The organism is Microcella frigidaquae (assembly GCF_014200395.1).
Taxonomy (GTDB): domain Bacteria; phylum Actinomycetota; class Actinomycetes; order Actinomycetales; family Microbacteriaceae; genus Microcella; species Microcella frigidaquae.
In genome coordinates, this window is the sequence record NZ_JACHBS010000001.1 from 590,086 (window position 1) to 614,192 (window position 24,107).

24 protein-coding genes and 1 tRNA gene are annotated in these 24,107 nt (G+C 72.9%); 3 read left to right on the forward strand and 22 right to left on the reverse strand.

Features of this window, described 5'->3' with window-relative positions:
- Positions 1-108 precede the first annotated feature (108 nt).
- Positions 109-477, forward strand: coding sequence for a rhodanese-like domain-containing protein (locus BJ959_RS02885; RefSeq protein WP_153981677.1), 369 nt, complete (start codon positions 109-111; stop codon positions 475-477).
- Here BJ959_RS02885 and BJ959_RS02890 read toward each other — a convergent pair.
- The 16 genes from BJ959_RS02890 to rplU all read right to left on the reverse strand — a co-directional run bounded on the left by BJ959_RS02890 (position 464) and on the right by rplU (position 15,173).
- A complete protein-coding gene (locus BJ959_RS02890) occupies positions 464-1,534 on the reverse strand; it encodes an LLM class flavin-dependent oxidoreductase (protein ID WP_153981678.1) in 1,071 nt (356 codons plus the stop codon). The two genes, BJ959_RS02885 and BJ959_RS02890, sit on opposite strands and share 14 nt — an antisense overlap.
- Before the next feature lie 123 nt (positions 1,535-1,657).
- Positions 1,658-2,389: a pyridoxamine 5'-phosphate oxidase gene (gene pdxH / locus BJ959_RS02895; RefSeq protein WP_153981679.1), complete on the reverse strand. Its 732-nt coding sequence runs from the start codon at positions 2,387-2,389 to the stop codon at positions 1,658-1,660.
- Positions 2,386-4,191 (reverse strand): hypothetical protein, encoded by a 1,806-nt coding sequence (locus BJ959_RS02900; protein ID WP_153981680.1) that lies wholly within the window; start codon positions 4,189-4,191, stop codon positions 2,386-2,388. Before BJ959_RS02900 ends, pdxH begins: the two co-directional genes overlap by 4 nt.
- A complete protein-coding gene (locus BJ959_RS12940; RefSeq protein WP_153981681.1) occupies positions 4,188-6,035 on the reverse strand; it encodes an outer membrane protein assembly factor BamB family protein in 1,848 nt (615 codons plus the stop codon). Before BJ959_RS12940 ends, BJ959_RS02900 begins: the two co-directional genes overlap by 4 nt.
- Positions 6,036-6,062: 27 nt before the next feature.
- The gene (locus tag BJ959_RS02910; protein ID WP_243739010.1) at positions 6,063-7,421 is read right to left on the reverse strand and encodes a pyridoxal phosphate-dependent decarboxylase family protein; all 1,359 of its coding nucleotides are present in this window, start codon (positions 7,419-7,421) and stop codon (positions 6,063-6,065) included.
- Between the two features lie 162 nt (positions 7,422-7,583).
- Positions 7,584-7,656: transfer RNA gene (locus BJ959_RS02915), tRNA-Ala, on the reverse strand.
- Positions 7,657-7,769: 113 nt separating this feature from the next.
- On the reverse strand, positions 7,770-8,126 hold the full coding sequence (locus BJ959_RS02920) for a TFIIB-type zinc ribbon-containing protein (protein WP_153981683.1): 357 nt from the start codon (positions 8,124-8,126) through the stop codon (positions 7,770-7,772).
- 24 nt (positions 8,127-8,150) lie between these two features.
- Entirely contained in the window at positions 8,151-8,528 is a 378-nt protein-coding gene (rsfS, locus tag BJ959_RS02925) for a ribosome silencing factor (RefSeq protein ID WP_153981684.1), read from the reverse strand.
- A gap of 31 nt (positions 8,529-8,559) precedes the next feature.
- Positions 8,560-9,924, reverse strand: a complete 1,365-nt coding sequence (locus tag BJ959_RS02930) for a hypothetical protein (RefSeq protein WP_153981685.1) — start codon at positions 9,922-9,924, stop codon at positions 8,560-8,562.
- On the reverse strand, positions 9,921-10,541 hold the full coding sequence (gene nadD, locus BJ959_RS02935) for a nicotinate-nucleotide adenylyltransferase (protein WP_341800019.1): 621 nt from the start codon (positions 10,539-10,541) through the stop codon (positions 9,921-9,923). Before nadD ends, BJ959_RS02930 begins: the two co-directional genes overlap by 4 nt.
- A gap of 27 nt (positions 10,542-10,568) precedes the next feature.
- On the reverse strand, positions 10,569-10,763 hold the full coding sequence (locus BJ959_RS02940) for a TMEM165/GDT1 family protein (protein ID WP_153981687.1): 195 nt from the start codon (positions 10,761-10,763) through the stop codon (positions 10,569-10,571).
- A gap of 93 nt (positions 10,764-10,856) precedes the next feature.
- On the reverse strand, positions 10,857-12,146 hold the full coding sequence (locus tag BJ959_RS02945) for a glutamate-5-semialdehyde dehydrogenase (protein WP_153981688.1): 1,290 nt from the start codon (positions 12,144-12,146) through the stop codon (positions 10,857-10,859).
- A 4-nt stretch (positions 12,147-12,150) separates the two neighbouring features.
- A complete protein-coding gene (gene proB, locus BJ959_RS02950) occupies positions 12,151-12,954 on the reverse strand; it encodes a glutamate 5-kinase (protein WP_153981689.1) in 804 nt (267 codons plus the stop codon).
- Complete coding sequence (gene obgE, locus BJ959_RS02955) at positions 12,947-14,497, reverse strand: GTPase ObgE (protein WP_153981690.1); 1,551 nt, start codon at positions 14,495-14,497, stop codon at positions 12,947-12,949. Before obgE ends, proB begins: the two co-directional genes overlap by 8 nt.
- Before the next feature lie 103 nt (positions 14,498-14,600).
- Positions 14,601-14,852: a 50S ribosomal protein L27 gene (gene rpmA / locus BJ959_RS02960; protein ID WP_153981691.1), complete on the reverse strand. Its 252-nt coding sequence runs from the start codon at positions 14,850-14,852 to the stop codon at positions 14,601-14,603.
- Between the two features lie 12 nt (positions 14,853-14,864).
- Positions 14,865-15,173, reverse strand: a complete 309-nt coding sequence (rplU, locus tag BJ959_RS02965) for a 50S ribosomal protein L21 (protein ID WP_153981692.1) — start codon at positions 15,171-15,173, stop codon at positions 14,865-14,867.
- Between the two features lie 216 nt (positions 15,174-15,389).
- Here rplU and BJ959_RS02970 point away from each other — a divergent pair, with 216 nt between their 5' ends.
- Positions 15,390-15,662 carry a DUF4031 domain-containing protein gene (locus tag BJ959_RS02970; protein ID WP_153981693.1) on the forward strand — a complete coding sequence of 91 codons (273 nt, stop codon included), beginning with the start codon at positions 15,390-15,392 and terminating at the stop codon, positions 15,660-15,662.
- A 43-nt stretch (positions 15,663-15,705) separates the two neighbouring features.
- Here BJ959_RS02970 and BJ959_RS02975 read toward each other — a convergent pair whose 3' ends face one another.
- Genes BJ959_RS02975 through BJ959_RS02990 form a run of 4 tightly spaced genes read right to left on the reverse strand, consistent with a single transcriptional unit; the run spans position 15,706 to position 21,612 of the window.
- Positions 15,706-17,181, reverse strand: coding sequence for a hypothetical protein (locus BJ959_RS02975; RefSeq protein WP_153981694.1), 1,476 nt, complete (start codon positions 17,179-17,181; stop codon positions 15,706-15,708).
- Complete coding sequence (locus BJ959_RS02980) at positions 17,162-17,941, reverse strand: TIGR03943 family putative permease subunit (protein WP_243739000.1); 780 nt, start codon at positions 17,939-17,941, stop codon at positions 17,162-17,164. Before BJ959_RS02980 ends, BJ959_RS02975 begins: the two co-directional genes overlap by 20 nt.
- Positions 17,934-19,043, reverse strand: coding sequence for a permease (locus BJ959_RS02985; RefSeq protein ID WP_341800016.1), 1,110 nt, complete (start codon positions 19,041-19,043; stop codon positions 17,934-17,936). Before BJ959_RS02985 ends, BJ959_RS02980 begins: the two co-directional genes overlap by 8 nt.
- A 49-nt stretch (positions 19,044-19,092) precedes the next feature.
- Complete coding sequence (locus BJ959_RS02990; RefSeq protein ID WP_243739001.1) at positions 19,093-21,612, reverse strand: Rne/Rng family ribonuclease; 2,520 nt, start codon at positions 21,610-21,612, stop codon at positions 19,093-19,095.
- A 381-nt stretch (positions 21,613-21,993) separates the two neighbouring features.
- On the opposite strand from BJ959_RS02990, the gene BJ959_RS02995 reads away from it, so the two are divergent.
- Complete coding sequence (locus BJ959_RS02995) at positions 21,994-22,641, forward strand: vitamin K epoxide reductase family protein (protein ID WP_341800017.1); 648 nt, start codon at positions 21,994-21,996, stop codon at positions 22,639-22,641.
- 16 nt (positions 22,642-22,657) lie between these two features.
- Here BJ959_RS02995 and BJ959_RS03000 read toward each other — a convergent pair whose 3' ends face one another.
- Positions 22,658-23,140, reverse strand: a complete 483-nt coding sequence (locus BJ959_RS03000) for a hypothetical protein (protein ID WP_153981696.1) — start codon at positions 23,138-23,140, stop codon at positions 22,658-22,660.
- On the reverse strand, positions 23,137-24,105 hold the full coding sequence (locus BJ959_RS03005; protein ID WP_153981697.1) for a glycosyltransferase family protein: 969 nt from the start codon (positions 24,103-24,105) through the stop codon (positions 23,137-23,139). The genes BJ959_RS03000 and BJ959_RS03005 overlap by 4 nt, the downstream gene beginning before the upstream one ends.
- Positions 24,106-24,107: the final 2 nt, after the last annotated feature.

A 24,107-nucleotide genomic window follows, 5' to 3' on the forward strand; every position in this document is an offset into this window, starting at 1 on the left:
CAGTCAAGCATCCGGGGGCGGCACGGCCCAGGCCCCGCATCCGGCGCGCCCTAAAATACCCCCTAGGGTATAGTGGATGCGTTCCCCCACCGATCCGGAAGGACTCCGATGCGCCGCCTCCTGCTCGCCCTCTCGCTCACCCTCGGCCTCGCCGTGGGCGTCTCCGCCTGCACGGCACCGGCCGAGCCGGTCGCGCTCGCCGAGAGCACCGTCGTGATCGACGTGCGCACGCCCGCCGAGTTCGCCGGCGGCCACCTCGAGGGCGCCGTGAACATCGACGTGCAGTCGCCCGACTTCGAGGCGCAGATCAGCGCCCTCGACCCCGCCGGCAGCTACTACGTCTACTGCCGCAGCGGCAACCGTTCGGCCCAGGCGATCGACCGGATGGCCGCCCTGGGCTTCACCGACCTCACGAACGGCGGCAGCGTCGAAAGCGCGTCGAGCGCCACGGGCATCCCCGTCGTCACCGGGCCGTAGCGGGAGCCTTCAGCTCGGCGAGCAGCTCGCGCACGCGCGGCATGACCTCGGTGCCGTAGAGCTCGATCGCGCGCATGAGCTTGTCGTGCGACAGCGGGCCGGTCGAGTACTTGAGGTCGAACCGCTGGATGCCGAGCGTCGACACGGTCGCCGCGATCTTGCGCGCGACGGTCTCGGGCGAGCCGACGTACAGCGAGCCGTGCTCGACCTCCTGGCGGAAGTGGGCGTAGGTCGTCGGGCCCCAGCCGCGCTCGCGGCCGATGCGGCCGAACATCTGCTCGTAGGCGGGCCACAGCTCCTCCATGGCCTGCTCATCGGTCTCGGCGATGTAGCCGGGCGAGTGCACGCCCACCGGCTGCCACGGCTTCTCGAGCTGGGTGAGCGCGCGGTGGTAGAGCTCGACGAACGGCGCGAAGCGCTCGGCCGGACCGCCGATGATGGCGAGCATGAGCGGGAAGCCGTACTGCGCGGCCCGGACGACCGACTCGGGGCTGCCGCCGACGCCGACCCAGGTGCGGAGGTTGCCGCTCTCGGTGGTCGGGTAGACCATCTGGTTCTGCAGCGGGGCGCGGGTCGAGCCCTGCCAGGTGACGGGCTGCTCCTTCTGCACCTCGGCGTAGAGGTTGAGCTTCTCCTCGAAGAGGGTCTGGTAGTCCTGCAGCGCGTAGCCGAACAGCGGGAACGACTCGGTGAACGAGCCGCGGCCCATGATGACCTCGGCGCGGCCGTTCGAGATGGCGTCGATCGTCGCGAACCGCTGGAAGACGCGGATCGGGTCGTCCGAGCTGAGCACGGTCACGCCGCTGCCGACGCGGATGCGCTCGGTGCGGGCGGCGATGGCGGTGAGCACGACGTCGGGGGCCGAGACCGCGAAGTCGTCGCGGTGGTGCTCGCCGACGGTGATCGCGTCGACGCCCACCTGGTCGGCGAGAACGCCCTCGGCTACCACGTTGCGGATCACCTGGGCGTACGAGAGCGGAGCCCCGTCGGCGTCGACGGTGACGTCACCGAAGGTGTCGAGGCCGAGCTCGAGGTCGCTCGGATCGCTGATGGCCATGGTTCTCCCTGTCTGTCGTGCGGGGCGGGCGTCGTTCGGGCCCGGTAGCGCATCCACAATTCTATGCGAATGCATCGAAAAGGGGAACGCGGGATGCGGCGCCGGTATTCCCGGCGCCGGGATTCACGGTTGCAGCCGCTCCACCCTCCAGCCCTCCCCCGCGCGGTGGAAGAGCAGGCGGTCGTGCAGGCGCGAGGTGCGGCCCTGCCAGAACTCCACACGGTCGGGGACGATGCGGAATCCGCCCCAGCGCTCCGGGCGCGGCACGGTCTCGGCGTCCGCGAAGCGCTGCTCGGCGTCGACCACCTTCTGCTCGAGCGCCGCGCGCGAGGCGATGGGCTGCGACTGATCGCTCGACCACGCCGCCACCTGGGCGCCGCGCGGTCGGTTCGCGAAGTAGGCCTCCGAGTCCTCAGGCTCGACACGGTGGGCCGTGCCGAAGATCTTCACCTGGCGGTGCAGGGTGTACCACGGGAAGACGACGGCGACCCCGGGGTTGGAGAGCAGGGCCCGGCCCTTGCGCGAGGTGTAGTCGGTGTAGAAGGCGAAGCCGCGCTCGTCGACGCCGCGCAGCAGCACGGTGCGGATCGAGGGGGCACCATCGGGGTCGATCGTGCCCAGCACCATCGCGTTCGGCTCGTACACGCCGCGCTCGGCCGCCTCGGCCAGCCAGGCCGTGAACTGGGTGAACGGGTCGGCCGCGAGATCGGCCTCCTCCAGCTTCTCGACGCCGTAATCGGTGTGGGTGCGCAGCGCGCTCTGCAGGAGCGGGTCGAACGTCGGCTCGGTCGGCTCGGTCGGCTCGGTCGGCTCGGTCGGCTCGGTCGGCTCGGTGGGCTCGGTCGGCTCGGTCATGGCCCCACGGTAGCGCGAGCCGGCCGGGAATCGGCCGACACCGCAGCCGCCCAGACCGCCATCACCGCGGCGAGGATCACGGCCGTGCCGAGCAGCTGATCGCCGAACTGGGCGAAGGCGTCGAGATCGATACCCGCATCAACCGAGCGGGCGAGCGCGCCGTAGGCGAGCACCGTCACGCCGAAGACCGCGTTCGCCAGGAACAGCAGCACGCGCGCCGGGCGCGGATAGGCGCGGCTGTCGCCGTGCGTGATGTCAGCATCGGTCAGGAAGCCCCAGACGAAGCCGAACAGCACGAGCGCGAGACCGCTCGCCCCGATCACGGCGCTCAGCGGATCGGCGAGCACGTCGCGCCAGGCGGCCGCCGCCGACAGCAGGAGGGCCGTGAGCAGGAGGGCCAGGCGTCGGGAGTCGAGCTGGCGGCGCACGGCCAGCACCGCGGCGAGCACGAGCGTCGCCAGCGCCACCACGGTCGCGAGGGCGGGCGACGACCACGGCAGCCGGGTCTCGAGCAGCGCGGGGCCCGCACTGAGGATCGCCATGACGCCGATCGCGGCCATGAGCTCGGGGGCTCCGCGGCCGCCGCGGCGGGCGAGCAGCAGGGCCAGAACGATGAGCCCGAGCCCGACCCCGAGCCGGACGACGGAGAGGGCCACGGAGCTGCGGAGAGCATCCGCGACCGCGAGCGCCCCGCCGGTCGTGGCCGGGTCAAGACCCCAGGCGCTCAGCACCTGCACGCCGAGCAGCAGTGCCACGAGGGGCGCGAGGGTCACGGTGAGCGCGACCGCGACGGGGAACGCGACGGCGTCGAGGTGGGTCATCACCGTGCCGATGCGGGCGGCCGACCCGCCACGGAGCCGTGCGAGCACCCACCACAGCAGTGCGACCAGCCCGATCAGGGCCGCGGAGAGCGGCAGGTCGCCGGGCTCGATGGCGACTCCTAGCCCGAGCAGCAGGGCGACCACGAGCTCGATGACGCGCCAGAGCGCAACCGCGAGGAAGGCGACGAGCAGCACCAGGGGCACGGCGCGCAGGCCGAGCCGTGCGAGGGGCGTCTCCTCGGGCGCGGCACCCGGGCGCTGCACCGCCGCGACGGCCGCCGTCGACGCGGTGATGGCGAACTCGGCGACGGCGACCCCGGCGGCGAGCGCGGCCGGCACCGCCAGCTGCCCGATCGACGACATGACGAGCGAAGCGGTCGGCGGGCCGAAATCGAGCCCGAAGGCTGCGCTCTGCTGGGCGCTGCGGCCGAGCGCGACGACGGCCGCGCCCGCGACCAGGGCGAGCATGAGCGGGAACTCCCACCAGGCGAAGTCCCGCCGGTGCCGCAGCACCGTCAGCGCGACGATCACCGACGCGACGACCACCGACACGACCTTGCCGGGGGTCACCCCGAGGCCGCCCTCGCCGTCGCTGCCGAGGTCGAGCGATCCGAGGAAGAGCACGACGAGCACCGTCATGACGGTGAGCACCGCGGCCGTGCGCGCCCGCACGTGCAGGGCGGCCGACTGAACGAGGGCGATCGACAGGATGATCAGCCAGAAGATCGTCGGCAGCACGAGCCGCGGCAGCGACAGCACGGTCGCGCCGACCGTCACCGACAGGGGCAGCGCGGCTCGGATCGCGGGCGCGAGCAGGATCAGGAGCACGGCGAGGGCGAAGGCGACGACCCCCACCACCACGATGGGGCGCAGGCCGACCGGCCACCCGGTGTCGCGCAGTCGGCCGTCGCGGATCGGCGTGGTGATCAGTCCGCTCCAGAAGCGGGAGAGACCGGCTGCCAGTCGGCGCAGGGGGGTCATCGGAGCACGCTCCGGACGACGACCCCGTCGGAGTCGACGACCAGCACGGCCCCGCCGACGGCCACGGCGCCCCGCGTCGCGCTCACCGCGGCGGGCTCCAGCGGCAGCTCGTCGAGCACGCGACCGTCGGCGACCGCGGTCAGGCGCAGGGCGTCAGCGGCCAGAACGGCGACGGCGTCTCCCCCGCCGACTAGAGCGAGCCCGCCCGGGCCGCGCCAGAGCTCGGCCCCGTCGGCGAGAGCGACGGCGAGAAGCCGCTCGTCCGCGAGCGCGAGCACGGCATCCCGCGTCACGAGGAGCGAGCGGGCGATGCCGGGGTAGCGCACCGTGTACCGCTCGCTGCCGTCGCCGGGGTCGAGCACGACGAGGTCGCCGGAATCGAGCTGCAGGGCGATCGCCGTCCCGTCGGGGTCGGTAGCCGCCCCGTCCACGAACCCGGCGTCGACCTGCCAGCGCACCGTTCCGTCGGCGAGGTCGAAGCCCGAGACACGGCCGCGCTCATCCGCCACGACGGCGGTCGTGCCCGCGACGACGAGGGGCGCGCGGGTGTCGCCTCCGAGATCGACCGACCACCGGGGCACCCCCGTGCCGCCCTCGAGGAGCGTGACACGTCCTCCCCGGTCGGCCACGAGCACATCGGGCACGGTTCCGGCTCGGGCGACGGCGACCGGATCGGCCAGAACCAGCTCCGGGCCGCGCCACTGCCACAGGCGGCGTCCGAGGCCGTCGTAGGCGACCACGGCGCGCTGGGCGGTGGTCGCGACCGCGAGGTCACCCACGCCGGCCAGCGCGATGATGACGCCGCCCGGATGCGCGGCCGCGTCGAGCTCGGCGCGCCCCTCGCCCAGCCGCCACCACTGCACCTCGTCGCCGCGGTCATTGGCCACGAGCAGCCGGCCATCGGGCAGAGCGACGGGCGGCACCGCGAACTGGGCAGTCGCCTCGATGTCGCCGAAGAAGGGGTCCACCTGCACGAGAGGCAGACGCTGAGCGGGGTCGAGGCGCGCGGAAGGCTCGACCGCCGCGGGCCAGGGCGCGACCGCGGGCAGCCCGCGCTCGAGCGCGGCGACGACGAGGGGGCGCTCCTCGGCCTGGCCGATCGGCTCGCCGTCCACCGTGCCCGAGCTCCACACCGGACCGCGCCCGGGGCACCACACGGTCGAGTCGACGATCACGGTCTCGAGAGCATCCGACGGCGACGCGATGCGCACGGTGCTGTCGACACCCAGGCACCCCCCGGTCAGCGGCACGGCGGCGCCCTGCACGTCGGTGAAGGGCCCGGTCGCCACGAAGGCCGCGCCCTCGACCTCGAAGGTCAGCGCGCCGTCAGCGAGAGCGCTTCCGGATGCCCGCCAGAGGTCGCCCGGAACGGCCTCGGCCGGCAGCAGCGGCAGCTCCGGCTCGAACACGAACCCGACCTGCCCGCCCCAGGCGGCGACCTGTCCGATGCCCTCCTCCGAGAGGCGGTAGAGGTCGGTCGAGCGCACCCCGGCATCGTCGGTGCGGGTGACCCGCCACCACTGGGCGACCCGGGCCTCCGCCTCGCCGAGTCGGGTCAGCACGCCGGCCGCCACGGCGGGCGGTGCGGCGAGCAGGCCCTCGATGCCGACCGAGCGCGCATGCTCGACGACGACGATCGCTCCCGCACTGTCGCGCAGCACCGTGCGCTGCCCGTCGGGCGGGATGTAGCGTGCCGCGGTGCCGCCCAGGGGCTCGGGCGCGACCTGATCGACGGCATCGAGACCGACCGCGGCGAGCAGCACGACGAGGGGGGTGAGCAGCGCCGCCAGCCAGCGCGCGGCGCGCGGCTCCGCAGGCTGCGCGGAGACCGGGGCGGAGGTCACCGCGCCAGTGTAGGGCGCGGCGCGCACTCAGACCATGGTGTCGAGGATCCCGATCAGGTCGTCCACCGTCGTGCGCGGGTTGACGATCGCGAAGCGCGCGTTGGGCCGGCCGGCGTGCGAGCTCGGCACCACGAAGGCGTGCTGGTCGTCGAGCAGCCGGTTCGACCAGTGCGCGTAGTCGCCGTGCTCCCAGCCGATGCGCTCGAACACCACGACCGAGAGCTGCGGGTCGCGGACGAGGCGAACGTGCTCGCGGGCGCGGATCTCGTCGGCGGCGGCGTGCGCGAGCTCGATCGAGGCGGTGATCGCGTCGCGGTAGGCCTGCGCGCCGAAGGTCGCGAGCGAGAACCAGAGCGGGAGGCCGCGGGCACGCCGGGTGAGCTGCACCGAGTAGTCGGAGGGGTTCCACTCGGAGGAGTCGGTGAGGGCGTCGAGGTACTCGGCGTGCTGCGTGTGCGCCAGGCGGGCGATCTCGGGGTCGCGATACAGCAGGGCGCAGGAGTCAAACGGCGTGAACAGCCACTTGTGCGGGTCGACGATGAGCGAATCGGCGCGCTCGAGCCCGGCGAAGCGCGGGCGGGCGATCTCCGTCAGCGCCGCGGCCAGGCCGTAGGCACCGTCGACGTGCAGCCAGAAGTCGCGCTCGTCCTTCAGCGCGGCGACGCCGGCGAGGTCGTCGACGATGCCGAAGTTCGTGGAACCCCCGGTCACGACGACGGCGATCACCGCGTCGCCGTGCTCGCGGAGGGCATCCCGCACCCCGTCGGCGCGCATGACGCCGTCGTCACCGGCTCGCACGACCACGACGTCGATGTCCATGACGCGGGCCGCGCTCGCGATCGACGAGTGGGCCTCCGAGCTCGCCACGACGACCCAGCGCTCGGGGCGGGCGCGCCCCGCCTCGCGGCGCAGCCGGTCGGCGTGGTCGCGGGCGGCGACGAGCGCCGACAGGTTGCCGATCGTGCCGCCCTGCACGAAGACGCCGCCGGCGGTCTCGGGCAAGCCGAACTCGTGCGCGAGCCAGGCCAGCACGTCGTTCTCGGCGTAGACGGCACCGGAGCCCTCGAGCCACGAACCGCCGTACACGGCCGTCGCCGAGACGATCAGATCGAAGGCGGTCGCCGCCTTCGACGGCGCGGACGGGATGAACGACAGGTACTGGGGATGCTCGGTCGTGATGCACGACGGCGCGAGCACGTTCTCGAACAGGGCGAGAGCCCGACGGGCGCCCATGCCCTCGTCGCTGATGGTGCGGCCGGCGAGGCGCCGCAACTCGGAGGGGGTGAACGGCTTGTCGAGCGGGGTGTCATCGCTGAGGATGCGACGGCGCGCGTACTCGAGCACCATGTCGACGATCTGGGTCGTCTCCTCGGTGATCGCGTGCATGCGCTGGGCGGAGACGGCGGGGGCGGGGAGGTCGCGAGTCACGACGGGTCCTCTCGAACCGGATGCCGGCGCAGGGCTCGGCATCGCCGGCGCGCCGCCCCGCTGCTCGGGCCAGCAGGCGCCGGATACGACGAATCCCGGCCGAGACCGGGATGTCGTTCGTGGACCTGAGGGGACTCGAACCCCTGACCCCCTGCATGCCATGCAGGTGCGCTACCAGCTGCGCCACAGGCCCGTGGTCGCCGACCTGCTGGCCGGTGACAACTCGATAAGACTAGTACACCGCGGGGCCGCCGACCAATTCGGCCGGGGCTTCGCTCGCCCGCGCGAGGGTGCGGGCCGAGTGGCTCAGTCGAAGAGCTCGCTGAGCCAGTTCTTCGGCCGCTTGTAGCCGCTGCCGGGGTACCCCTGGCCATAGCGCGGGGCCGACCCCGGCGAGTGCGACGAGGCCCAGCGACGGCCGTAGCCCGGCTGTGCATAGCTGCCCGCCGGGTAGCCGCCGGGCGGCGGCGCGGAGGGCGCCTGCGGCGGCAGGTCGACGCGCGGGGCGGCCGAGGGGGCCGGCGCCACGGTCGAGGCCCGCTCGATGATCTTGTCGAGCTCGCCACGATCGAGCCACACGCCCCGGCACTGCGGGCAGTAGTCGATCTCGATACCGTTGCGGTCGCTCATCACGAGCAGCGTGTCGTCGGTAGGGCACTTCATGCCCCCCAGTCTGCCCGTCCGACGCTATGCGTCGACTGGATGCTCACCGAGCGTCAGCGGAACGACCGGGCAGTCCTTCCAGAGGCGCTCGAGCGAGTAGAACAGGCGCTCCTCCTCATGGAAGACGTGCACCACGAGGTCGCCGAAGTCGAGCAGCACCCAGCGGCCCTCCGCGCGGCCCTCGCGGCGCAGCGGCTTGGCGCCCGCCTCGATCAGCTTGTCCTCGATCTCACCGGCGATCGCCTGCACCTGGCGCTCGTTGCGGCCGGTGACGAGCAGGAAGACGTCGGTGAGCGGGAGCGGCCCGGAGACGTCGAGCGCCACCAGGTCGCCGCCCTGCTTCGCATCGGCGGCGCTCGCCGCCACCTGGGTGAGGGCGATAGCGCGGTCGGATGCGGTCACGGTGTCCTTCGGAACGGGGCGGGCAGAGCCCTCAGAATAGCCCGTTGACGGCGGCGACGACGAACAGGCCGATGGCGACGACCGCCATCACGACCGTCGCGGCGACCAGCACGGTCGTGACCGTGTTGCTCGAGGGGCGACGGCTGCTCGGGGTGATGATGCTGTGCCCCTGGGCATGACTGCTGACGGCGCGCGAGGCGCTCACCGGCGCCGCGTCGGCCGGAGCGGGCGTGAGGTCGCCCGCGTCGAAGAGGTCGTCGATGTCGGGGCTGTCGTGCACGGTCGGCACGGTGCCGGTCGATGAGACGGTGCGCGGCAGGTCGATCATGCCGGTGATGATGATCTCGCCGGTGCCCGTGACGGGGCCGGCGAGGCTGCCCATCGGCATCTCGGGAAGCACGAGCGCGCTTGTGCTCGTGCCGGCGGAGGTCGACCCCACCTCCCGGCTGAAGGTGTTCTCGAACGGGTCGTCATCGGCGTGGATGCCGACCGACCAGTGGCTGCCGGTCGGCGCCGAGCCCACCATGGGCGAGCCGACGGTCGGCATCGGAACCGCCGCAGGCTCGGCGAGGGGCACGGGAACGACCGCGGGAGCGAGAGCGGGCTGCGTGGCGACGTGCGCCGTGGGGACACCGAGCGGCGAAGGCGTGGGCTGCACGGGTTGCGCGATCGGCGCCGAGTGCGACGGCGCGACGACCTGCGGAGCGGGCTGGGCGACCGGCGGCGGGGCCTGCGGCGCGACGAGCGGCGGCGGATCCTGCTCGACGGTGGGGTTCAGCTGGTCGCGCAGGGCACGCATCTCCCGGCGAGAGAGCGTCTGCTCGACGGGCAGCGACGCCGCGGCCAGCGGTACCTGCGGGGCGGGTGGAGTGATGAAGTGCGGCGCGGCGGAGGCCGGGGCATCCCCCTGCGGCGGGACGGGTTCTCGGCGCTGCGCGAACTGCGTTCGGTAGTCGAGGTCGGCGTCGAATCCAGCGTGGCCGGCCTGCGGAGCGCCGGAGGGAGCGGTCTGCGTGGGGGCGCCGACCGGGGGCGCGGCGTGATGCGTCGGCGCGGCCTGCTCGGCCGGGGGCCGGAAGTCGCGGCGGCGCATGGGCGCCTCCGTCGCGGGTGGCGCGACGGGCGGCGCCACGGGCGGTGCCACGGGGGGCACTCCCGGCGCCGCGCCCGGGATCACCGTGTGCGCGGCGGGCGGGGCGTCATAGTGGGGCACGCGCGGCCTCACCTGGGTGCGGTACGAGACATCGCTGGGCGGCGACGAGGGCACCGAGATGGGGGCGGCGTGGCCGCCGTGCTGCTCGGGGCGCGCGAAAGCCTGCTGCTGAGCATCCTGCGCCGACTGCTCGGCCTGCCGCGCGGCGCGGCGGCTGAGAGGCGGATCGGTCGGGGTGCTCATGATGTCGTGCTCCGATAGAGCTGGTGCTTCGAGATGTACTGCACGACACCGTCGGGCACGAGGTACCAGACCGGTGATCCGTGCTCGACGCGCTCGCGGCAGTCCGTCGACGAGATGGCCAGCGCGGGAATCTCGAGCAAGCTTACGTCGCCCTTCGGCAAACCGCGAACGGAGAGATCGTGCCCCGGTCGGCTGACAGCGATGAAGTGGGCGAGGTTCCAGAGCTCGGCCGCATCCTTCCAGGTGAGGATCTGCGCGATCGCGTCGGCTCCCGAGATGAAGAACAGGTCGGCGTCGGGATGCTCGCGCCGGAGGTCGCGGAGGGTGTCGATGGTGTACGTCGGCCCGTCGCGGTCGATATCGACCCGGCTGACCCGGAACCGCGGGTTGGCGGCCGTCGCGATGACGGTCATGAGGTACCGGTGCTCGCTGGGGGTGACGCCGCTCTTCTGGTACGGCTGCCCGGTGGGCACGAACACGACCTCGTCGAGGGCGAAGGCGTGGGCAACCTCGCTGGCCGCGACCAGGTGCCCGTGGTGGATCGGGTCGAAGGTGCCGCCCATGATGCCGATGCGCGCCCGCGATGCGGGCGGGCTGTCGGCAGTGGTGGCGGCGATGGCTATCGGCGGGGGCGAGGGCCCGGATCAGTGCCCGGCGTCGTGCGACGCGGTCTTCTTGACCTTGTGGCTGTGGCGGTTGGCGACATCGCGGTACGACCAGGTGGCCAGGGCCAGGAGGATGAAGATGCCGGCCATCGAGCCGGCGATCACCAGCGGGGGCGCGATCAGCGGCTCGGTTTCCTCCGCGGCGAGGATGAGGGTCATCAGCGTCGTCTGCATGGCGGTGCTCCCGAAGTCGAGGGTCAGGGGGCCGTCGGCCCCTCGGCGCTCAGTCTACCGGCTGACGGTGGGCGCGGAGCCCAGGCGCGAGGCTCAGCCGCGCACCTGGCCGTCGCCGCGCACGATCCACTTGGTGCTGGTGAGCTCGGGCAGGCCCATCGGCCCGCGGGCGTGCAGCTTCTGGGTCGAGATGCCGACCTCCGCGCCGAAGCCGAACTCGCCGCCGTCGCTGAAGCGGGTCGAGGCGTTGACCATGACGACCGCCGAGTCCACCTCGGCGAGGAAGCGCTCGGCGTTGGCCATGTCGCGGGTGATGATCGACTCGGTGTGCTGGGTCGAGAACCGGCGGATGTGCTCGAGCGCCGCATCCAGGTCGTCGACGATGGCGACGTTCAGCTCGAGCGCCATGTGCTCGGTCGCGAAGTCGTCGTCGGTGGCCGGCGGCAGGGCCGCGTCGACGGCGCGCGCTCGGGCATCGCCGCGCACGATGACGCCCGATTCGCGCAGGCGCTCGAGCACGGGCGGCAGCAGCCGCTCGGCGGCGTCGCGGTGCACGAGAACGGTCTCGACGGCGTTGCACACGCTGGGGCGCTGCACTTTGGCGTTGTGGACGATGTCGACAGCGATCGCCTCGTCGGCGGTCGCGTCGAGCACGATGTGCACGACACCGGCCCCCGTCTCGATGACGGGCACGGTCGACTCGCGCACGACGGTCTGGATGAGGTCGGCGCTGCCGCGCGGGATCAGCACGTCGACGAAGCCGCGGGCGCGCATGAGGGCGGTCGCCCCGGCACGGCCGTGGGCGTCGATCGTCTGCACCGCCTCGGCAGGCAGCCCCGCGGCGGTGATGGCCGACTGGATCGTCGCGACCAGCACGCGGTTGGAGCTCTCGGCCGCGCTGCCGCCACGCAGCAGCACGGCGTTGCCGCTCTTGAGCGCGAGCGCGGCGATGTCGACGGTGACGTTGGGGCGGGCCTCGTAGATCGCGCCGACCACGCCGAACGGCACCCGCACCTCGCTCAGCTGCAGCCCGTTGGGGAGGCGCGACCCGCGCACGACGACGCCGACCGGGTCGGGCAGGGCGACCACGTCGCGCACGGCGGCGGCGAGGGCCCGGATGCGGGCCTCATCGAGGCGCAGCCGGTCGAGCAGCCCGGCCGACAGCCCGGTCGCCTGCCCGCGCTCGAGGTCGTCGGCATTGGCCGCGATGATCGCCGGCACCGCATCCTCGATGGCCGCCGCGATGGCCTCGAGGGCGGCGTTCTTGCGGGCGGTGGTGAGGGTCGCGAGGGCGCGCGAGGCCTCCTTCGCGGCCATCAGCTCGGTCGCGATGAGGGCGTCGGCGGGGGCGCTGGAGCGGGTGTCGGAGTCGGCGATCGACATGCCGTCAGTCTACGGGGGCCGCCTCGAACCAGGTTCCGACGGGCTCGCCCGCGAGGGCCTGGGCGACCTTGTCGGTCGAGGTGAGCACGACGGGGATCCCCTGGCCGACGGCCAGCTTGGCCGCGGCGATCTTCGTGCTGGCTCCCCCGGTGCCCACGCCCGCGGCCCCGATCGAGCCGATCTCGACGCGCGCGAGGTCGTCGTCGTGCGGTACGACGGCGATGCGCTCGGCGTCCGGCTCGTGCGGCGGCTTCGTGTAGAGCGCGTCGACGTCGCTGAGCAGCACGAGCAGGTCGGCGCCGATCAGCTCGCTGACGAGCCCGGCGAGCCGGTCGTTGTCGCCGAAGCGGATCTCCTGCGTGGCGACCGTGTCGTTCTCGTTGACGATGATGAGGATCCGCAGGCCGAGCAGGCGCTCCATGGCCCGCTGCGCGTTGCTGCGCGGGGTGGCGTTCTCGAGGTCGCCCGCGGTGAGCAGCACCTGCCCGGCGACGATGCCGTAGCGGTCGAGGCTCTCCTGGTAGCGGTGGATCAGCACGTTCTGGCCCACGGCCGCCGCCGCCTGCTGGGTGGCGAGATCGGTCGGGCGCGCGTCGAGCTTCAAGTACGGGATGCCCGTGGCGATGGCCCCGGACGACACCAGCACGACCTCCTGGCCGCGGGCGTGGGCCGCCGCGAGGGCGTCGACGAGCGGGCCGATCTGCCCCGCGTTGGCGCCGCTGATCGACGACGAGCCGACCTTCACCACGATGCGCTTCGCCGCGGCCACGGCGGCACGCGTGCCGGAGCCCGTGCTGTGCTCAGTCATCGCCCTCCTCGGCGGTTGATGCGGATGCGGTGTCATCGTCCCAGCGGCTCGCGTCGCGCTCGGCGATGCGCTCGGCCTCGAGGTCGGCACGGGCCGCCGCCTTGGCGTCCATGCGCTCGTGGTAGCTGTGCCGGCGTTGGGAGGTCGAGGGGCGCGTCGCCGCGTCGAGGCGCGGGTCGGTGCCGCGCGGCGCGGTGAGCAGCTCGGCGGCGCTGGTGAGGGTGGGCTCCCAGTCGAAGACGACGCCGTCGCCGGGGCCGATCACGACGGTCGCGCCCGCGACGGCGCCCGCGGCGAACAGGCCGTCCTCGACGCCGAGCTTGGCCAGCCGGTCGGCGAGGTAGCCGACGGCCTCGTCGTTGCGGAAGTCGGTCTGGTGCACCCAGCGCTCGGGCTTCGCGCCGAGGATGCGGTACACCGGCCCGTCGCTGCCGCCCTCGACGACGATCCGGAAGTCCTTCTCGTTGACCGGCGCGGGCCGCAGCACGATGCGCTCGCGCACCACCGCGTCGGCGGCCTTCGCGGCGCGATCGGCCTCGACGATCTCGGCGAGCGCGAAGGTGAGGGCGCGCAGGCCCTCGCGGCTGACGGCGCTGATCTCGAACACCCGGTAGCCGCGCTGCTCGAGCTCGGGCCGCACGAGCGCGGCGAGGTCGCGCCCCTCGGGCACATCGACCTTGTTCAGGGCGATCAGCTGCGGACGCTCGAGCAGGGGCAGCTGCCCTTCGGGAACCGGGTACGCCGCCAGCTCGCCCAGGATCACGTCGAGGTCGCTGATCGGGTCGCGCCCGGGCTCGAGGGTGGCGCAGTCGAGCACGTGCAGCAGGGCGCTGCAGCGCTCGACGTGGCGCAGGAACTCCAGGCCGAGGCCCTTGCCCTCGCTCGCGCCCTCGATGAGGCCCGGCACGTCGGCGACCGTGAAGCGCGACTCGCCCGACTCGACGACGCCGAGGTTCGGGTGCAGGGTCGTGAAGGGGTAGTCGGCGATCTTCGGTTTGGCGGCCGAGATGGCGGCGATGAGGCTCGACTTGCCCGCGCTCGGGTAGCCGACGAGCGCCACGTCGGCGACGGTTTTCAGCTCGAGCAGGACGTCGCCCTCCCAGCCGGGCGTGCCGAGCAGGGCGAAGCCGGGAGCCTTGCGCTTCGTGGTGGCGAGCGCGGCGTTGCCGAGGCCGCCCTGGCCGCCGGGCGCGACGACGATGCGCATGCCCGGCTCGGTCAGGTCGGCGAGCTCGGTGCCGTCGGCGTCGCGCACCACCGTGCCGACGGGCACGGGCAGCTCGAGGTCGGCGCCGGTGAAGCCCGCGCGGTTGTCGCCCATGCCGGGGCCGCCGTTGTCGCTGGAGCGGTGCGGGCGGCGGTGGTACGGCAGCAGGGTGGTCTCCTGCGCGGAGGCGACGAGCACGATGTCGCCGCCGTCACCGCCATTGCCGCCGTCGGGGCCGGCGAGCGGCTTGAACTTCTCGCGGCGCACCGACACGCAGCCGTGCCCGCCGTTGCCGGCGCGCAGGTGCAGGGTGACGCGGTCGACGAACGCGGCCATGGGCATCCCCCTCGCTGATCGGTGGTTCTCTGTGCGGTGCTGCTGGAACGACGAGGGGGCGGGCCGAAGCCCGCCCCCTCGCGTGGAATCTGTGTGTCGAGCGTCAGGCGCTGACGACGTTGACGACCTTGCGGCCGCCCTTCTGGCCGAACTCGACCGAGCCCGCGGCGAGCGCGAACAGGGTGTCGTCGCCCCCGCGGCCGACGTTGGCGCCGGGGTGGAAGTGGGTGCCGCGCTGGCGGACGAGGATCTCGCCGGCCTTGACGACCTGGCCGCCGAAGCGCTTCACGCCCAGGTACTGGGGGTTCGAGTCGCGACCGTTACGGGTGGACGATGCGCCCTTCTTGTGTGCCATGTGCGCGACTCCTTACTTGATGCCGGTGATCTTGACGCGGGTCAGGTCGGCGCGGAAACCCTGGCGCTTCTTGTACCCGGTCTTGTTCTTGAACTTCTGGATGACGACCTTCGGGCCGCGCAGATCGCCGAGCACCTCGGCGGTCACGGTGACCTTGGCCAGCTTCTTGGCGTCGGTGGTGACCGTGTCACCGTCGACGAGCAGCACGGGGGTGAGCTGGATGGTGCCATCCTCGCTCGCCTTGATGCGATCGAGGACGACGACCGTGCCGACCTCGACCTTCTCCTGCCGCCCACCGGCGCGCACAACTGCGTAGACCACGTTTCACCTTTGCTCTGTTTGGGAAGAATCTCGCCGGGAGCTGTCCCGCGAGACAACTCCTCGTACCGCAACATCTGCCGCGAGGAGACATTCTGGGGGGTGTCGGCGCAGGCATAGCCCAGCGCGCACCAACGGTCAAGAATAGCCGACGCGGAGAGTCAGGGTCAAACGGGCCCGATGCGGGCCGCGCTCGTCACCCAGCCTACAATCGCCAGGGTGACCGTGCTGATCGATGAGCCCATCTGGCCCGCGCACGGTCGACTCTGGGGCCACCTGGTCAGCGACACCTCTCTCGAGGAGCTGCACGCCTTCGCGGTCGCCGCTGGGATCCCTCCGCGCGGCTTCGATCACGACCACTACGACTACCCGGAGGACCGCCGCGAGGCGCTCATCGCCCAGGGTGCCGTGCCCGTGACGGGGCGCGAGCTGGTCGCCCGGCTGAACGCCGCGGGCCTGAGGGTCAGCCAGCGGGCCAAGCGCGGCCTGTAGCGCCCCGACGCGGCATCGCGAACCGCACCCGGGCGCCGCCCGCTCAGAAGTGCGGCGCGAAGCCCTCGAGCGTGCGAACCACGGCTCCCGTGGCGATGTCGATGACGACCGTCGTGACGCTGGTCGGGCGGCCGTTGACCGGCCTGCCGTCGGGCTGAGCATCCGCCACCGAGGGGGTCACCTCGACCGCGACGTACTGGTCGTTGGGCGAGAGGACGAAGTCGCCGATGCTGCCCCGGTCGTCGACCGTGCGGAACAGCACCCGGGCCTCCCCCGCGCCCTCGTCAGCGATCAGCAGCGAGACGATCGTGCCGCCGGTCTCATCGGGCACGGCCACCTTCTGCACGCGCAGCTCGCCGCGCGTGAGCCGCACTTCGCCCCCGAAGGCCAGCTGCCCGTTGACGAGCGAAGGCACCAGGCGGTCCTCCGTGCCGGTCGCGACATCGACGACGACCTCGCCGAAGCCGTCGCCCCCGGTGACCCGCGTGCTGTCGGTCGACAGGGCGTACATCGTCGGCACCTGGCCGAACGGCAGCGCCAGGGGCGGCTCGGCGAGCTCGACCCGCAGCAGGCTCGTGTCGAAGGCGTGGACGACCAGGGTGCGGGCATCCGACAAGAATTCGGCGGCCATCGCGCGCAACGGAACCCCGTCGAGACCGAGAACCGGCTCGACGGCCGTCTCGGTGCCGAGATCGATCGCGGCAAGCGCCTCGACCCGTGCACCCTCCTGCGCCGGGTCGGGCACGAGCAGGATCATCGCCAGCAGCGTTCCGCTCGGCGAGGGCACGAGACGCTCGATCTGGGCACCCTCCGGCAGGGAGAGGGTCTGCACGGTGCCGTCGGACGCGACCAGCTCGAGCACGCTGGTGCCGTCGGGGGCGTCGCGCGCGACGACGAGCAGCCCCTCCACGGGGGCGATGTGCTGGATGCCCTCCGCCGCGTACACGACCTCGCCGCGACCCGCGCCGTCCAGCGGGGCCCGGAGCACCTCGTCGACGGTCTCCCCGCGGTCGAGGTAGAGCAGGGTGGATCCCGCCGTGGTGAACCGGTGGGTGAAGGTGCTCGTGGCGTCGCGGCTGAGCGCCCCGACCTCGGTGACCTCGACGGTGTACTCGGTGCCGGCCCGCAGCGGCTGCTCGAACTGCACGATGAGCACGTCGTCCTGCACGAGGGTGGTGACCGCCGCGGCCGGCGTGACGGTGACCTGCTCGGCGGTGACCTCGGCGAGCGGCTGGTTGGCGAACAGCCGCAGCTGCTGGCCGGGCTGCTCGACGACACGCTGCGGGTCGACGATCGCCGAGCTCAGCTTCGGCCCCTGGAGGGCGCCGAGCAGCAGGAACACGGCCGACACGGCGCCGAGGGCGGCCACGAGCACCCAGAAGGTGCGCTCGAAGCGGCGGCGGTCGCGCTGCAGCCGCAGGCGGTGGGAGGCGGCGGCCACCCGGGCGTGTGCCGCGCTCTCGGCCGCGGCGCCCGCAGCCCCGGCGCCGGCGTCGGCGTCAGAAGAGGTAGGGCTCACGCGGCTGCTCCACCACCTCGACCGTGTCGGGGATCAGCACGATCGGCTCGGTGCTCGTGCGCGAGGGGTTGCTGCCGAACGATCCCGAGATCTCGACCCAGGTGTCGGCGGGGTACTGCGCAGCCCAGCCGGGCAGGTACACGGGCACGCCGAGCGGCTGCGCGTCCACCGCGCAGCAGGTCACCGAGAAGCGCGAGACGTAGAAGAGGTTCTCCGGGTCTTCATCGTCGGGCACCACGAAGCCGAGCAGCGCGGTCGCCGGGCGGTCGGCGTAGAACCCGAGGTCGCTGGTCTGGCGCAGCACGGCCGACCACTCGCGCACCGTGAACGACGCGACCGTGGCGGCGTCGGCGGTCGTCGCCGCCGCGAGAGCCTCGGCGTCGTCGCTCGCCGTCGCGTTGACCTCGCGCTGCTGCGCGGTGGCGGTCGAGAGGGTGGCGGGCGGCAGCACGACCATGCCGAGGGTGAAGACGCCGGCGATGCCCGCGGCCGTGAGGGCGAGCATCCGTTCGCGACGGGGCGGCGGCCCCGCATGCTCGTCATCGTGGTCGCGGCGACCCGCGACGGCCAGCAGCGACAGCACGACGGCGATGCCCGCCATGGTCACCGTGAACAGGATGTAGCGCGGGTGGATGTACAGCACGAGCTGGCCGGAGTACGCCAACCACAGCGTGACGACGGCCATGGTGCCGATGATGGCGACACCGCGCCAGCGCTGCACGGCTCGCCACAGGGGCGCGCGGGTTCCGGGCTCAGGCAAGGTAGTTCACCACCAGTCCGAGGGTCAGGCTGAGCAGGGCGACGACGGTGGTCAGCTGGATCAACGTGCGGGTCGAGTAGGTCGTGCGCATGAGAGCGAGCATCTTGATGTCGACGATCGGCCCGAAGACGAGGAAGGCGACGATCGAGCCGGGCAGGAACGTCGAGGCGAACGGCAGGATGAAGAACGCGTCGACGTTGGCGCACACCGAGATGATGAACGCGAGCAGCATCATCACGAGCACGCTGAACAGCGGGTCGCTGCCGAGGGCGACGAGCACGTCGCGCGGCACGACGACCTGGATCGCGCCGGCCGCGAGGGCTCCGATGACGAGGGCAGGCATCAGGATGCTCGACTCGCGCACGAACAGGTCGAGGCTCGCCTCCCGCCGCGTGCGGGAGTGCCGGTGGCCGTCGTCGATCGCGCACTGCTCGGCGAACCGACCGGTGAGCAGGTTCATCGGCTCGGGGTGCTTGCTGAACAGCCAGCCGAGGATGTTCGCGATCGCGAAGCCTCCGAGCAGGCGCGCGACGAGGATGCCGTCGTCGAAGCCGAAGGCCTGGTGCGTCGTGATGATCGTGATCGGGTTGAGGATCGGCGCGGCGACGAGGAAGGTCATCGACTCGGGCACCGAGAAGCCCCGACGCACGAGACCGCGCGCGAGCGGCACGTTGCCGCACTCGCAGACCGGCAGGAACATGCCGAACAGCGAGATGACGGCGCGGCGCCCCCACGGGTTGCGGGGCAGGATGCGGAGCAGCCAGTGCTCGGGGATCCACACCTGCACGAGGATCGACAGCCCGATGCCGAGCACGATGAACGGCAGCGATTCGACGAGCACGCTGGTCGACAGCGTCAGCAGGTCCTGCAGGGCATCCGGGACGCCCGCCTCGAGGTTCTGCGCCGTCCACTCACGCACGACGACGATGCCGATGACCACGGCGACCGCGGCGACGAGCCAGATGACGTGCACGAGCCGCGCGCGACGCGGGCCGTCGTGGGAGTGACCGTCGTGGCCGTGGCCCTGGTGACCGTGCGTGCCGTGACCGTGCGTGCCGTGGTCGCCGGCGCGCGCGAAGGTGTCTGCCGGCGTCTGGGTCACGCTTTCCGGTCTAGGGAGGCTCCTTGGCGGCGGCCCGGAGGCCGCGCGCCTACTCGGCGGGGTTCTGCGTCGAGATCGTGCCGCTCGTGGCGCGGCGCGAGCGGCGCTTGCGCGTGCCCGGAGCGGGCGGCTCGGGCAGCGCCTCGAGCACGGCGCCGAGCAGCTCGTCGGCCGACGAGGGGTCGATCGCGCGGCGCTGGCGCGCGGGCTTCGACTCCACCGGGATGTCGAGGATCTCGACGGTGACGGCGGTCGCGGGGGCCTCGGTCGCGGCGGTGCCGGCCGCGGGGGCGGCGCCCTCGGCGGGAGCATCCGTCACCGGAAGCGTGATCGCACCCGTCGCGGTCGACTCGTGGTTGACCGTCTTGGCGGCGATCGCGGCCACGGCGCGGCTGACGTCGTCGGTGATCGCGTGGGCGGCCGTCGCGGTGCCCGGCCGGCTGCCCCCGCGACCCGCGCCGGAGCCCGAGCCGGAGGCGCTGCCGCCGCCGCTGCCGCCGCCGCGCCGACGGCCCGAGCCGCCGTTCGACGAGCCGCTGTCGGAAGCCGCGCGGTGCTTCGCGACCGGCTCGTGGTGCACGATCAGGCCGCGGCCCGCGCACACCTCGCACTGCTCGCTGAAGGTCTCGAGCAGCCCGAGACCGAGGCGCTTGCGCGTCATCTGCACGAGGCCGAGGCTCGTGACCTCGGCGACCTGGTGCTTGGTGCGGTCGCGACTCAGGCACTCGACGAGGCGGCGCAGCACGAGGTCGCGGTTCGACTCGAGCACCATGTCGATGAAGTCGACGACGATGATGCCGCCGATGTCGCGCAGCCGCAGCTGGCGGACGATCTCCTCCGCCGCCTCGAGGTTGTTCTTGGTGACGGTCTCCTCGAGGTTGCCGCCCGAGCCGACGAACTTGCCGGTGTTGACGTCGACGACCGTCATCGCCTCGGTGCGGTCGATGACGAGCGAGCCGCCCGAGGGCAGCCAGACCTTGCGGTCGAGCGCCTTCTCGATCTGCTCGGAGATGCGGAACTCGTCGAAGGGGTCGCGGTCGCCCTCGTGCTTCTGCACGCGGTCGAGCAGGTCGGGCGCGACGCCGCGCAGGTAGGCCTCGATGGTCTGCTGCGCGTCGGCGCCGCTGATGACGAGCGAGCGGAAGTCCTCGTTGAAGACGTCGCGGATGATCTTGATCAGCAGGTCGGGCTCGCTGTGCAGCAGGGCCGGGGCCTGCGCCTTCTCGACCTGCTCGGCGATGTGCGCCCACTGGCTGGTCAGGCGCTGCACGTCGAGGGTCAGCTGCTCCTCGGTGGCGCCCTCGGCGGCGGTGCGCACGATCACGCCCACGTTCTCGGGCAGCACCTCCTTGAGGATCTTCTTCAGGCGGGCGCGCTCGGTGTCGGGAAGCTTGCGGCTGATGCCGCTCATCGAGCCGTTCGGCACGTAGACGAGGTAGCGGCCGGGCAGGCTGACCTGGCTGGTCAGGCGGGCGCCCTTGTGCCCGATCGGGTCTTTCGTGACCTGCACGAGCACCTTGTCGCCGGGCTTGAGCGCGAGCTCGATGCGGCGCGGCTGCGTCTTGCCATCGCTGTCGAGCGCGGCGGAATCCCAGTCGACCTCGCCCGAGTACAGCACGGCGTTGCGGCCGCGGCCGATGTCGACGAAGGCGGCCTCCATGCTCGGCAGCACGTTCTGCACCTTGCCGAGGTAGACGTTGCCGATGAGGCTCGACTCGCTCGAGCGGGCGACGTAGTGCTCGACGAGCACGCCGTCCTCGAGCACGCCGATCTGGATGCGGCCGTCCTTCGACCGCACGACCATGACGCGGTCGACACTCTCGCGGCGGGCGAGGAACTCGGCCTCGGTGACGACCGGGCGGCGGCGGCCGGCGTCGCGACCGTCGCGGCGACGCTGCTTCTTCGCCTCCAGGCGGGTCGATCCCTTGATGCGCTGCGGCTCGGTGATCGGCTCGGGAGCACGACGGGTGCGGGTGCGGCTGCTGTCGCCGCCGGTCGTCGTCGACGCGGCGTCGTCGTCACCGGATGCTCCCCCGCGGCCGCGGCGCGAGCGCGAGCGGCGGCGGGTCGAGCTGGTGGGCTCGTCGTCGTCGAGGTCGTCGACGACGGGGCCGGCGGGCAGCGCCGACACGGGCGGGGCGAAGAACAGCAGCGAGGTGGTCGACTCGGGCTTCAGCACCGGGAAGGCGGGCTCGGCGGGCTGCGCGGGCTCGGCAGCGCCCTCGGCCTCTGCCTCCTCGGCGGCCGGGTCCTCCGCGACCGCGGGCTCCGCGACCGCGGGCTCCTCGACCGCGGGCTCCTCGACCGCGGCGGGCTGCGCGGGCTCGGTCGCGGCGGCTTCGGCCTCCGCATCCGTCGCCTGCAGCACCGGCTCGGTCGGGTCGGGCTCGGCGAGGTGGCCCTCGTCGAAGCCGGTCTCGGACTTGGCGGCGTGCTCGCTGGCCTTCTTGGGCGCGAGGCCACCGAACAGGCGGGCGCGCTTGCGGCCGACCTTTTCGGCGCCGTTGCTCGCGCCGCTGCTGCTGCCGGTACCGGCGCCGTCGTTCACGTTCGTCTCGTCATTCACCATTGCTGGTGCACTCCTCAGCCGTGCGGGCCGCGCCCGGACGGAAACCTCTGGGCGGTGCCGGAGCCCCGCCGAAATCTTCTGTTGTGGGCCGCGGCGCCCCCGAGTTCGAGTGCTGCGCCTGGCGGCTCTGGCGGGCGACCCTCTCACGGTCGGGCTCCGCCGCCCCACACGCCCTCTCACGACGGTGCGGCTGGGGAAACTGGCTATTCCCCGCGGTCGCGGCAATCGGTGCCGCGGTACTGGTCTGGTGTGCCCAGGAAGCTCTTCTGTTCGTCGTCGCGAGCGCGGCTGGCGACGACTGCCCCTCATTATCGCACGCGGGCCGTCGAGTCGGGACCTTCGACCGGGGTGCGCGCCGCATCCGCCCGGGATAATCGGAGCGTGACCGCTGTCGAGACTTCGCCCGCCGACCCCGCCGCTTCGACAGAGAGCGCGCCCGCGCGCCGCCCGATCGGGCTCGCGATCTTCTTGATCCTGACCGGCGCGATCGGCTGGTGGGGCGCGATGGAGCTCATCACCGAGCGCGTGCGCCTGCTGCTCGACCCCGAGTACACGCTCAACTGCGACATCAACCCGCTCATCTCGTGCGGCAACGTCATGGAGTCGTGGCAGGCCTCGCTGCTGGGGTTCCCGAACCCGCTGCTCGGGGTCGCCGGGCTCGTGGCGCCCATCGCGGTGGGGGTCGCCTTGCTCGCCGGGGCGCGCTTCGACCGCTGGTTCTGGTGGGCCTTCCTGACGGGCGTCTTCGGCGCCTACCTGTTCGTGCACTGGCTGTTCGAGCAGGCCGTCTACGCGATCGGCGCGCTGTGCCCCTGGTGCATGCTCGTCTGGCTCATGGTGATCCCGATGTTCTGGGTGCTGCTGCTCTGGTGCCTGAAGAGCGGCGTGCTCATCAACAGCCCGCGCGTCCAGCGCGTGGCGTCCGCCGTGTGGCCGTTCACCTGGGTGATCGTGCTCGCCAACCTGGTGGCGATCGCCACGGCGATCCTCGTGCAGTTCCCGACGCTGATCAGCCTGCTGCTGGGCTGAGCGCTCCGGCCGGCCGCTACTCGCTCTCCGGCACCGGCACGATCACGACCGGTGTGCCGTCGAACGGTGCCGTGTTCGCGCGCCCGCTGACGACGAGCACCGCCGCGGCGGCGAGCCCGACGGGGCCGCGACGGCGCAGCAGTCGCCGGTGCGGCCGACCCTCGGCGGGCTGCGGCTCGGGCGTGCCGAGCACGCGCAGCAGCGGCCGGCCCTGCTCGTGGTCGATGCGAGCCGGCACGGTCTGCACCGGCACCCAGCAGGCGGGCAGCCGCAGCCGGGGGGCGGCGTCGCGCACGGTCTCGAGCCCGTCGGCGATGAGCACGTCGCCCTCGCGCAGCGTCAGCACCCAGGCGGCGCGGCCCGTGTCGGCGGGTTCGGTCTGCGCGCTCAGCGAGAGCGCCGTCTCGACCGCGCCGACCCCGCGCGAGGCCGCGCGACCGGAGTGCCAGAGCCGGGCGGGCCGCAGTCGCACGCGCACGGCGAGGCCGACGCGAGTCACGACAGTCCCCCCAGGGGATGCTCCCGCAGCCCCGCATCGATGACCGCCGAGCGGCGCAGCGCACGCAGGGCTCCCGCGGCGAGGCGGGCGTCGAAGTCGGCCAGCGCGGCCCGGTCGGCCGCGGCGTCGGCTGCGGCGTCGGCTGCGGCGTCTGCCGCAGCGTCAGCATCAGCCGAGCGGTCACGGGTGCCACTGGCGGCCGCCTCGATGCGCGCCCGCAGGGTCGCGACGGCGTCCGCCCGACCCCAGACGTGCAGGCAGCTGAGCCAGCCGAGCGTGGCCGCCTGCCGGGCGGCAGGCCCGAGGGCGAACCGCCCGTCGCGGTCGGGGCGCTTGTCGTGGAAGACGACGGCGTGGGCGGAGGCGCGCAAGGTCCAGCCCGCATCCCGGAGTCGCCACGAGAGGTCGACGTCGTTGTGGTACAGGAAGAACGTGTCGGCGTCGTAGCCGCCGACCGCGCTGAACGCGCTGCCACGGAGCATGCTGCACGCGCCGCCGATCCACGACGCGGGCGCGTCGTACGAACCGAGCCGCGGCGGGTGCAACGGCGGGATCTGCCGGGCCTCGACCCCGGCGACCGCGGGGTCGTCGAGCAGCCGCAGCAGCTCGAGGAGGGAGTCCGGGGCGAGCACGAGGTCGGGGGCCATGAGGAAGAGCGCGTCGGCGGCCCCGAACTCCTCCCAGAGCAGATTGTGGCCGCGAGAGGGGCCGTGGTTGGTGCCGAACACGCGATGCTCAAGGCGCACGCCGGCCGCGCCGACCTGGGCACGCAGGCGGGCGACGGCGGCCGCATGGAGCACCGGCTCGGGCGAGCAGTCGCCGATGCGCCAGCTGAGCTGCGACACCGCGGGGCGCTCGCGACGCAGGGTCTCGGCCGCCGCGACGACGCTCGCGGCGGCCCGCTCGACGGCGGCGGGCGAGGTGCAGTACTGGATCGACTGGAGTGCCAGCGAGCGGACGGTCATAG

Excerpts from the sequence above, each read along its gene's own strand:
- pdxH (WP_153981679.1), bottom strand. The coding sequence starts at position 2,389 with ATGACCGAGCCGACCGAGCCCACCGAGCCGACCGAGCCGACCGAGCCG.
- BJ959_RS03005 (WP_153981697.1), bottom strand. The coding sequence starts at position 24,105 with ATGACCGTCCGCTCGCTGGCACTCCAGTCGATCCAGTACTGCACCTCG.
- BJ959_RS02890 (WP_153981678.1), bottom strand. The coding sequence starts at position 1,534 with ATGGCCATCAGCGATCCGAGCGACCTCGAGCTCGGCCTCGACACCTTC.
- BJ959_RS02920 (WP_153981683.1), bottom strand. The coding sequence starts at position 8,126 with ATGAAGTGCCCTACCGACGACACGCTGCTCGTGATGAGCGACCGCAAC.
- BJ959_RS02885 (WP_153981677.1), top strand. The coding sequence starts at position 109 with ATGCGCCGCCTCCTGCTCGCCCTCTCGCTCACCCTCGGCCTCGCCGTG.
- proB (WP_153981689.1), bottom strand. The coding sequence starts at position 12,954 with ATGACTGAGCACAGCACGGGCTCCGGCACGCGTGCCGCCGTGGCCGCG.
- BJ959_RS02930 (WP_153981685.1), bottom strand. The coding sequence starts at position 9,924 with ATGAGCACCCCGACCGATCCGCCTCTCAGCCGCCGCGCCGCGCGGCAG.
- rpmA (WP_153981691.1), bottom strand. The coding sequence starts at position 14,852 with ATGGCACACAAGAAGGGCGCATCGTCCACCCGTAACGGTCGCGACTCG.
- BJ959_RS02990 (WP_243739001.1), bottom strand. The coding sequence starts at position 21,612 with ATGGTGAATGACGAGACGAACGTGAACGACGGCGCCGGTACCGGCAGC.
- BJ959_RS02940 (WP_153981687.1), bottom strand. The coding sequence starts at position 10,763 with ATGCAGACGACGCTGATGACCCTCATCCTCGCCGCGGAGGAAACCGAG.
- obgE (WP_153981690.1), bottom strand. The coding sequence starts at position 14,497 with ATGGCCGCGTTCGTCGACCGCGTCACCCTGCACCTGCGCGCCGGCAAC.
- BJ959_RS02945 (WP_153981688.1), bottom strand. The coding sequence starts at position 12,146 with ATGTCGATCGCCGACTCCGACACCCGCTCCAGCGCCCCCGCCGACGCC.
- BJ959_RS02900 (WP_153981680.1), bottom strand. The coding sequence starts at position 4,191 with ATGACCCCCCTGCGCCGACTGGCAGCCGGTCTCTCCCGCTTCTGGAGC.
- BJ959_RS02910 (WP_243739010.1), bottom strand. The coding sequence starts at position 7,421 with ATGCACGCGATCACCGAGGAGACGACCCAGATCGTCGACATGGTGCTC.